This is a genomic window from Pseudomonas sp., from assembly GCF_050739995.1.
Lineage (GTDB): Bacteria > Pseudomonadota > Gammaproteobacteria > Pseudomonadales > Pseudomonadaceae > Aquipseudomonas.
Genome location: NZ_JBOICG010000661.1, coordinates 1 through 8,917, shown reverse-complemented (window position 1 = coordinate 8,917; position 8,917 = coordinate 1). Strand labels below are relative to the sequence as shown.

General features: G+C 61.2%; 11 protein-coding genes. 4 read left to right on the top strand and 7 right to left on the bottom strand.

Annotated features, from left to right (window positions below; all coding sequences use genetic code 11):
* Window positions 1–37: 37 nt before the first annotated feature.
* The 6 genes from ACRESD_RS22335 to ACRESD_RS22310 form a co-directional block, all read right to left on the bottom strand.
* Window positions 38–991 (bottom strand): D-2-hydroxyacid dehydrogenase family protein, encoded by a 954-nt coding sequence (locus ACRESD_RS22335; RefSeq protein WP_431752894.1) that lies wholly within the window; start codon window positions 989–991, stop codon window positions 38–40.
* A 25-nt stretch (window positions 992–1,016) separates the two neighbouring features.
* Window positions 1,017–2,018 carry an alpha/beta fold hydrolase gene (locus ACRESD_RS22330; protein ID WP_431752893.1) on the bottom strand — a complete coding sequence of 334 codons (1,002 nt, stop codon included), beginning with the start codon at window positions 2,016–2,018 and terminating at the stop codon, window positions 1,017–1,019.
* A gap of 44 nt (window positions 2,019–2,062) precedes the next feature.
* Window positions 2,063–2,506 carry a YqaA family protein gene (locus tag ACRESD_RS22325; RefSeq protein WP_431752892.1) on the bottom strand — a complete coding sequence of 148 codons (444 nt, stop codon included), beginning with the start codon at window positions 2,504–2,506 and terminating at the stop codon, window positions 2,063–2,065.
* Window positions 2,503–2,949: a DUF411 domain-containing protein gene (locus ACRESD_RS22320; protein ID WP_431752891.1), complete on the bottom strand. Its 447-nt coding sequence runs from the start codon at window positions 2,947–2,949 to the stop codon at window positions 2,503–2,505. The genes ACRESD_RS22325 and ACRESD_RS22320 overlap by 4 nt, the downstream gene beginning before the upstream one ends.
* 98 nt (window positions 2,950–3,047) lie before the next feature.
* A complete protein-coding gene (locus ACRESD_RS22315) occupies window positions 3,048–3,506 on the bottom strand; it encodes an SRPBCC family protein (protein WP_431752890.1) in 459 nt (152 codons plus the stop codon).
* 144 nt (window positions 3,507–3,650) lie between these two features.
* The gene (locus ACRESD_RS22310) at window positions 3,651–4,646 is read right to left on the bottom strand and encodes an aldo/keto reductase (protein WP_431752889.1); all 996 of its coding nucleotides are present in this window, start codon (window positions 4,644–4,646) and stop codon (window positions 3,651–3,653) included.
* A gap of 116 nt (window positions 4,647–4,762) precedes the next feature.
* Between ACRESD_RS22310 and ACRESD_RS22305 the strand changes: the two genes are divergently transcribed.
* A complete protein-coding gene (locus ACRESD_RS22305) occupies window positions 4,763–5,674 on the top strand; it encodes a LysR family transcriptional regulator (protein WP_431752888.1) in 912 nt (303 codons plus the stop codon).
* Here the strand turns inward: ACRESD_RS22305 and ACRESD_RS22300 are convergent.
* Entirely contained in the window at window positions 5,671–6,576 is a 906-nt protein-coding gene (locus tag ACRESD_RS22300; protein WP_431752887.1) for a cupin domain-containing protein, read from the bottom strand. The two genes, ACRESD_RS22305 and ACRESD_RS22300, sit on opposite strands and share 4 nt — an antisense overlap.
* Before the next feature lie 102 nt (window positions 6,577–6,678).
* Here ACRESD_RS22300 and ACRESD_RS22295 point away from each other — a divergent pair, with 102 nt between their 5' ends.
* The 3 genes from ACRESD_RS22295 to ACRESD_RS22285 all read left to right on the top strand — a co-directional run.
* Window positions 6,679–7,239: a carboxymuconolactone decarboxylase family protein gene (locus ACRESD_RS22295; protein ID WP_431752886.1), complete on the top strand. Its 561-nt coding sequence runs from the start codon at window positions 6,679–6,681 to the stop codon at window positions 7,237–7,239.
* Between the two features lie 40 nt (window positions 7,240–7,279).
* A complete protein-coding gene (locus ACRESD_RS22290; protein WP_431752885.1) occupies window positions 7,280–8,341 on the top strand; it encodes an acyl-CoA dehydrogenase family protein in 1,062 nt (353 codons plus the stop codon).
* Window positions 8,338–8,917: ABC transporter ATP-binding protein (locus ACRESD_RS22285; protein WP_431752884.1), on the top strand; the 580-nt coding region annotated here is incomplete at its 3' end. The genes ACRESD_RS22290 and ACRESD_RS22285, both read left to right, overlap by 4 nt.

The following is an 8,917-nucleotide window of genomic DNA, read 5'->3' as shown; positions in this document are numbered from 1 at the left end:
CCCAGCGCAGGGCAAGCCTGCTCACTACATTGGTGCGTCAGCCCAGCGTGCGGATGGGCATATCGGCAGCCCACGCCTGAATAGCTTCGATCATCTGTTGATAGAACTGCCGGTAATTCTGTTCACTCACATAACCGACATGAGGCGTGGCCAGTACATTCGACAGGCGGCGGAATGGATGATCGACCGGCAATGGCTCTTCGGCGTACACATCCAGGGCGGCTCCGGCCAACTGGCCGCTTTCCAGCGCGGCAATCAACGCTTGTTCATCCACAATCGGTCCGCGTGCCGTATTCACCAACCGTGCGCTTGGCTTCATCCAACCCAGCGCTTCGGCGTCTACCAGGCCGCGGCTGCGGTCGCTGAGTACCAGATGCACAGTCAGAATGTCGGCCTGTTCAAACAGCTCGCGCTTGCTGACCCACGAGACACCCGATTCGGCTGCGCGCTCGGGCGTAAGGTTTTCACTCCAGGCAATCACCCGCATCCCGAACACCTTGGCAAACTGCGCAACCTTCTGGCCAATACTGCCCAGGCCGAGAATGCCCAGGGTCTTACCATGCAAGTCGCCACCCAGGCCGACCTGCCAACCGCCCGCACGCAACGAGTTGGCTTCAGCCAGCAGGTTACGGGTAGAGGCCATGATCAGCGCCCAGGTCAATTCGGGGGCCGCGTGTTTATAGCTGTCGGTGCCGCACACCTGGATACCCAGGGCCTTGGCAGCGGGGATGTCGATGCCGGCGTTACGCATGCCGCCGGTCACCAGCAGCTTGAGGTTGGGCAGACCCTGCAGCAAGGCCTTGTCGAAGGTGGAGCGTTCACGCATCACGCAAATCACCTCGAAGCCCTTCAAACGCTCGACCATCGTGGCGGTGTCCGCCGGGTAATCGTGAAGGAAGTGCACCTGGCCAATCGAGGCCAGCACCGACCAATCCACCACCCCACTGGCCACATTCTGCCAATCATCAATGACTGCTATCTGTATCGACATTCACCCGTGCCTCGATCAAGTGGGATTAAAGGGCGTTCAGGCCTTGCAACAGCGCTTTGTGAAACTGTACCGGTTCTTCCATTTGCGGCGCGTGGCCCAGGCCGGGGAATTCCACCAGGGTCGCGTGGGGAATCAGCTTGGCCACCTGCTTGCCCAGCACCGCGTAGTTGCCGATCTTCGCCTGGACCTGCGGCGGGGCCAGGTCCTTGCCGATCGCCGTGTTATCGGAGGTGCCGATCAGCAGCAGGGTGGGCATTTGCAAGTCCTTGAACTCGTAGTACACCGGCTGGGTGAAGATCATGTCGTAAATCAATGCCGAGTTCCATGCGACCTGAGTATGCCCCGGGCCTTGGTTGAGGCCGGCGAGCATGTCCACCCAGCGGTCGTATTCAGGCTTCCAGCGGCCGACGTAATAAGTGTCCAGTTCGTATTTGCGAATGCCCTCGGCACTGAGTTTCAACTCGCGCTCATACCATTGGTCGACGCTGCGATAGGGCACACCCAAGGCTTTCCAGTCTTCCAGGCCGATGGGGTTGACCAGCGCCAGCTGTTCGGTCTGCGCGGGATAGAGCAGGGCATAGCGAGTGGCGAGCATGCCCCCGGTGGAATGGCCGAGAAGGGTGGCCTTTTGAATGCCGAGTTTTTCCAGCAATTGATGGGTATTGATCGCCAGTTGCTGGAAGCTGTACTGGTAATGATCGGGCTTGCTGGAGGTGCAGAAGCCGATCTGGTCCGGCGCGATCACCCGGTAGCCTGCATCGCTTAGCGCTTTGATCGAACCTTCCCACGTGGCGCCGCAGAAGTTCTTGCCGTGCAGCAGCACCACGCTGCGGCCGTTGGCGCGGCCCTTGGCGGGTACGTCCATATAACCCATTTGCAGGTTTTTGCCCTGGGACTGGAAGTTGAAATGCTCGACCGGGTACGGGTATTGAAAGCCTTGCAACTCAGGCCCGTAGGTGGCGGCAAACACCGGGGTAGCGCCGGCCGTGAGCAGGCCGGCAATGCAAACAGCGCGGATTAGAGGCATGGGGCGGGCTCCGAATAAGATGCCCGGATGCTGTTTGGAGGGGATTAAGTGGGGATTAACGCCCACTGCAAGGTCAGCGCTGCAAGCACGCCGTAGCGCACGGCCTTGGCCAGTGTCACCAGCAGCAGGAAGCGCCACAGCGGTTCACGCATCACGCCCGCCACCAACGTGAGCGGGTCACCAATGATCGGCACCCAACTAAGCAGTAGCGTCCAGTGCCCCCAGCGCTCGTAGTGGCTACGGGCTTTGTCCAGCTGTCGGGGGCTGACGGGAAACCAGCGCCGTGCCTTGAAGTGTTCAACCCAACGTCCCAGCCACCAGTTCACCACCGAGCCCAGCACGTTGCCCAGCGTGGCAACGCCCAGCAGCAGCCACAGGCTGTAGTGCCCACTGAGCAGCAGCCCGACCAACACGGCTTCGGACTGCAACGGCAACAGGGTCGCGGCGCCAAAGGCCGCCAGGAACAACCCCAGGTAACCGGCGATCATCGTGCTGGGTAATCAGCCACTACCACGTCGTTGCCGTCCCGGGTCAAACCGATCACTTTGTAAGCCTCGCTGTGACCGTCGACTTCCATGCCGGGCGAGCCCATGGGCATGCCGGGTGCGGCAATGCCGAGCAAATCGTCACGTTTGCGCAGGGCCAGCACTTGTTCGGCGGGTACGTGGCCTTCGACGAACTTGCCGTCGATCACAGCGGTATGGCATGAGCCCAGGCGTGGCGCCACTCCCAGGCGTTGCTTGACGGCGCTCATGTCGGCTTCGACATGGTCATTGACCTTGAAGCCGTTGCTTTCCAGATGGCTGATCCATTTTTTGCAGCAGCCGCAGTTGGCGTCGCGATGCACATCGATCGGGATTAAATCGGCCGCCTGGGCCAGGGTGGTGGTGAGCAGCGCTGAAAGCAGGGCCAATCGCAGTGGGGTTTTCATGGTGAGGCTCGCAGGTTGGAGGTCGTCGTCAGAACGGGGCGATCATGACGACGTCATCGCAGGCAAGCCAGTTCCTACAGGGGCGGTGTGTTTCAAGATTATACGGCGGGCGTATTTTCCAGGCGGTGCTTCAACTGGTCGAGGGCAAGGGTCGACAGCTCGATCATGCGGTCATGCAAGGTGGCCAGTTGCAATTCGGTTTCATAGGTCAACACGCGCTTGAACAGCGTGCCGCCTTGATGGGGCAACAAGAAATAGTGAAGGGAACCGTCAACGGCCAGGGACGTGAATACGGTCTTGAACTCACTGGGTCGACGGGCGATCTGTACGCGATAACTCATGGGGACGCGTATGCCCAGCAGGTCGATGACTTCGGTGAAACGGGTGCCCATCGGGAGTGACCCGGTGGTGCCCGTGTCGGCACTGAGGGAGGTCGGGTGCCATTCGTGCCAACGGTCCGGTTGAGTCACATAGTCGTAAACCCGGTCGATGGGCGCCTTGATGACGCGTTCCTGACTGATCTGCTCCAAGCGGACCGAATGCTCAGCAGCGTGCATGACACACCTCCTGTGTGGCGGGATTTGGCACTAGGAGCTGTCAGAATAGTCCCACTCCCGCGCATTGCACGGGAGTGTTCCAATCATTTTTCAACGAACCTTGAAGCGGCTCATCAATGGGGCGTCCGTCGTCGAGTGGCGCGGTCAGATGTCCAGCATGGCCATGACGGCTTCGGGGTAACGCAAACCGGCGGTTGCATCTGCCGGGAAAATCGCGTCCAGCGCGGCTCGCTCAGCTGGATTCAACACGATGGAAACCGCCGCCACATTCTCTTCCAGGTACTTGCGCTGCTTGGTGCCGGGAATGGGGATGATGAAATCACCCTGGGCCAACACCCACGCCAGTGCCAGTTGGCCTGCCGTCACGCCCTTGTCTGCCGCCAAGGCTTGCACCTGTTCAACCAGCAGCAGGTTTTTTGCAAAGTTCTCACCCTGGAAGCGCGGGCTGAAACGACGGTAATCATCGGCGGCGAAGTCATCCGGACTTTTCAATGCTCCGGTGAGAAAACCACGACCGAGCGGGCTGTAAGGCACAAAGGCGATGCCCAGGCGCTGGCAGGCGGCGAGGCAGCCATTGTCTTCCTGGTCACGGCTCCACAACGAGTATTCGCTTTGCAGGGCGCTGATGGGATGCACCTTGTGTGCACGCTCGAGGGTGGCAGCGCTGGCTTCGCTCAGGCCCAGGTAACGGACTTTGCCCTGTTTCACCAGCTCGGCCATGGCTCCCACGGTTTCTTCGATGGCCACCTCCGGGTCGATGCGATGTTGGTAGTACAGGTCCAAGGTTTCGATACCCAGCCGTTTCAGCGTGCCGTCGATGGCGTGGCGGATGTATTCGGGGCGGCCATTCACGCCGCGTAGTGCCGGGTTGGCCGGGTCGCGCACGATGCCGAACTTGCTGGCGAGGAATACCTGGTCGCGCTTGCCGGCGATGGCTTGGCCGATTAGTTGCTCATTGGTATGCGGGCCATACATGTCGGCGGTGTCGAGGAAATTCACCCCCAGTTCCAGGGCACGGTGCAGGGTGGCATTGGCCTCCCGGGTGTCGGTGCCGGTGGTGTAGAAATCGGTCATGCCCATGCAGCCGAGGCCGATGGCGCTGACAGTAGGGCCGTTTTTACCGAGTTGACGGGTGTGCATGGGTTCAGCTCCTGATGGGGTAGGGCTCTATTGTTATCCTCGACAAAACCGAGATAAACCGGCTAAAAGCACTATCGCTATTCGTATTATCTAAATAATCGTGAAGGAGTCGCCCCTTGGACCGTTTCAACGCCATGCGCGTGTTTACACGGATTGTGGAGCTGGGCGGATTTGCCAAGGCCGCCGACAGCCTGCAATTGCCACGGGCGTCGGTGACCGTCCTGATCAAACAGCTGGAAGCGCACTTGGGCGTGCAGCTGTTGCAACGCACCACGCGCCAGGTCAACCCGACCCTGGATGGCGCGGCGTATTACCAACGCTGTGTGCAGTTGCTGGCGGACCTGGAGGAAACCGAGGCGGTATTTTCCACCCGCCGCCAGAACCCGCGCGGCACCTTGAGCATTGATATGCCGTCGGGCATCGGGCGTTTTATTGTGATCCCGGCGTTGCCGAGCTTTACCGCGCGTTATCCGCAGATTGAACTGGAGATCGGCCTTAACGACCGCCCGGTGGACCTGATCCGCGAAGGTGTGGATTGCGTGTTGCGCGGCGGTTTGGCCCTGGATGAATCGCTGGTGGCGCGGCCCTTGGCGATGCTCGATCAAATGACCCTGGCCAGCCCGGATTACCTCGAACGCATGGGTGTACCGCAATGTATTGACGACTTGGCTGGGCACCGGATGGTCGAGTATGTCTCCAGTGCCAGCGGCAAACGTTTCGGCTTGGAATTCGAGATTGATGGGCAATTACGCCCGATCAACTTGGCCAAGACCGTCGCGGTCAACAGTGCAGACGGCTATTTTTCGGCCTGTGAGGCGGGCTACGGCCTGATCCAGGCGCCGCATTATCACGCCATGCGCCGTTTGGCCGAGGGAACGCTGGTGGAAGTGCTGCCCCAACTGGCGGTGCCGCCCATGGCCTTGACGGCGCTGTACCCGCCGCACCGTCAGCTGTCACTGCGGGTGCGGGTGTTTGTCGATTGGTTGGTTGAGCTGTGCGCCCGCCCGGGCAACGGCTTGCAGCGCTAGGCTTGAGCCCGGCGATAGGCGCCGGGTTGCTGCCCGGTGACTTTATGGAAGGCCCGGGTAAAGGCCGCGACCGACTGATAACCCACCGCCAGCGACACATCGGCTACCGTCTGGTCTTGCTTGAACAATTGGCAGGCATGGCGCATGCGCATCATCAGCAGTACTTGCCCCGGCGACTGGCCGCACAGTTCGTTGAAGCGCTTGAAGAACGCCGATCGCGACAACCCGGTGCAGGCCGCCATGCTTTCCAGGGTCCAGGGCTCTGCCGGGTGGGCGATCAGTTGTTCCAGGAGTCGGGCAAACGCCGGTTGTCGACCCAGCGCCGCCAGGCCGCCGAGGTCCGTGTTGTCGATGACTTGCTGACGCAGCACATACAGGAACAACAGGTGGCAAAGTCGCTCAAGCAAAGCGGAAGAGGGCGCCGGGGTGCGCTGGCACTCCTGCAGGATCAGCTCGAACAGGTTGCGTGCGGCGGTCAGCGACGGGTCGCCGGCCCGCAAGATGATCCAGGCGGGCAGGGTGTCGACAATCATGGCCGACAAACCGGACTGGAAATGGAAGAAACCGCACACCAGCCCCACACCGTCATTGGCCGTGCTATCCAGCGCCAGCATCGGGCGACGTGGGCACTCTTGGGCACCGGCAGCCGTGGCTTCCCCCGAGAGCCGATAGGCCAGGTCACGCAACAGAAATACGGCGTCGCCATTATTCAAGCGTTGGGGCGTGGGGTCGTCTTCGAGATGCAGCCAGCACTCACCCTGAACAATCAGATGAAAGCTCGCGCTGGCCAGGCCGTGGGTGCTCGCATGCCAATCACCGCAATAGCGGCCGACATGGAACAGGCTGGTATCGAGTTCGAGGCTGTCTAATAACCAATCGACAAGTGCGCTGGACGAATTCATCTAACGGAAAGACTCTAGAGCAAGTAATCGCTACTTTAGCCTATTGAGCCTATTTTTTATAACCAACAGACTGGTTGCACGAACCCATCAGGAGACCACTCCATGTCCCGTGTACCTTTGCTGACTCCCGAAACCGCGCCGGAAGCCGCCAAGCCCTTCCTGGAAAACGCCCAGAAAGCCTCGGGCTTCATCCCCAATTTGCTCGCGGTACTGGCCAACGCACCGGCAGCCCTGGAAACCTACATCACCGTGTCCGGCCTCAATGCCAAGGCGGAACTGAGCCTGGCGGACCGTGAAGTGGTGCAACTGATTGCGGCCACCACCCATGGCTGCGACTTTTGCGTCGCTGGCCATACCGCCGTGGCGCGCAACAAGGCCAAATTGCCTGAAGAGGTGATTGACGCACTGCGCCAACGCGGCGAGTTGCCCAACGCGCGCTATGAGACACTCGCCGCGTTTACCCGTGAGGTGATCGCCACCCGTGGGGATGTCAGCGATGCCGGTTTTGAGGCGTTCCTGGCGGCTGGTTATACCCAAGGCCAGGCGTTGGAAGTTATCTTGGGCGTTAGCCTGGCAACCTTGTGCAACTTCGCTAACGTGTTTGCCCGCACCCCGCTGAACCCGGAGCTGGCGCAATACCGTTGGGAACAACCGGCAAGCTGAATCGGCGATGGTCCACCTGCTGTAAAAAGGAGATACATAAATGCTTGACCCAATCTTGAGCCGTTGGCTCGATGTTCAAGCGCAGGCCCTGGATGTGGGCAGTTGCGATCCACAGGAAGTGCTGCCACGGCTGGCAGAAGCCAATGTGCTGCGCATCGGTGTGCCGAAAGACCTCGGCGGCTTGGGCGGTGATGTGACCGGCGCGGTGGAAGCGATCGCCAATGTCGCCAGCCATTCCCTGGCGGCGGCGTTTGTCTGCTGGGGCCAGCGTTCCTTTATCGAATACCTGCTGCAAAGCCCGAATGAGCGGCTGCGCGAGCAACTGATGCCGGACCTGCTCAGTGGCAAGCTGGCCGGGGCCACCGGGCTGTCGAATGCGATGAAATTTTTGTCGGGGATCGAGACGCTGCAGATCAGCGCCGAACCGACCGACGACGGCTGGACCCTCAACGGCCGCTTGCATTGGGTGACCAACCTGCGCAAAAACGGCTTTGTTGCGGCAGCGGCCATCGAACATGCCCAGGGCGGCACGCCGTTTATCCTGGCGATCCCTGATTCCGTGGCCGGTTTGCAGCGCTCCCGTGACCTGGAGCTGTTGGGCCTGCAATCGAGCAATACCGCTGCCTTGGGCCTGGAAGGCGTCGAGCTGAGCCGTGATTGGTTGCTGCATGAAGATGCGCGCAAGTTCCTGCCGGCAGTACGCCCGGCGTTTCTGGGGTTGCAATGTGGCATGTCCATCGGCCTGGCCCGCCGTTCCCTGGCGGAGGTGGCCAACCACCTGGGTGCCAGCCGTACCGTATTGCGTGAGGAGCTGGAAGCGCTGCGGGTGACCCTGGATCATCTGGTCACCGAACTCAAGAATGGCTTGCTCGCCGGGCGTTTTGCCGTGGAGCCGGTGCCACTGTTCAAGTTGCGCATCGCCCTCGCTGAAACCGCTGCCAGTGCTGTACAGCTCGAATTGCAAGCGAGCGGCGGTAAGGCTTACCTCACCGCCCACGGCAGTGGTTTCGCCCGGCGCTGGCGTGAGTCGGCCTTTGTGCCGATCGTGACGCCAAGCCTGGTGCAACTGCGCACCGAGTTGCATCGCCAGGCCAACCTATGAGCCAGGCGGTACTGAGCGCCCAGGGTATTTGCCTGGGGTATGCCGCTGGCCCGGTGCTGCAAGGGTTCGACCTGCAATTGCAACCGGGTGAAGTGGTGTCGATCCTGGGACCCAGCGGGGTCGGCAAGTCCAGCTTGTTGCGCGTGCTGGCCGGTTTGCAGGTGCCCCAAGGCGGCAGTGTCAAGGTGTTGGGCGAGTCGTTGAGCGGCCCGCACCCACGGGTGGCGGTCGCGTTTCAGGACCCTAGCCTGTTGCCCTGGCTGAGCCTGGAAAAAAACGTCGCCTTCGGCCTGGATTTCGCCCGTCAGCCGCACTTGAGCCCCGAGGAGCGTCGTCGGCGCATTGACCACGCCATTGCGGCGGTAGGGTTGGAGCATGCCCGTCAGCAGTTTCCCGCACAACTGTCCGGCGGCATGGCCCAGCGCACCGCGTTGGCCCGCTGCCTGGCGCGACAACCGCAAGTCCTGCTGCTGGATGAGCCGTTCGGCGCCCTGGACGAGATCACCCGGGAGCGGATGCAGGACGAGTTGATCAAGATCACCGCGGAGTCCGAGGCGGCGGTGATCTTCATCACCC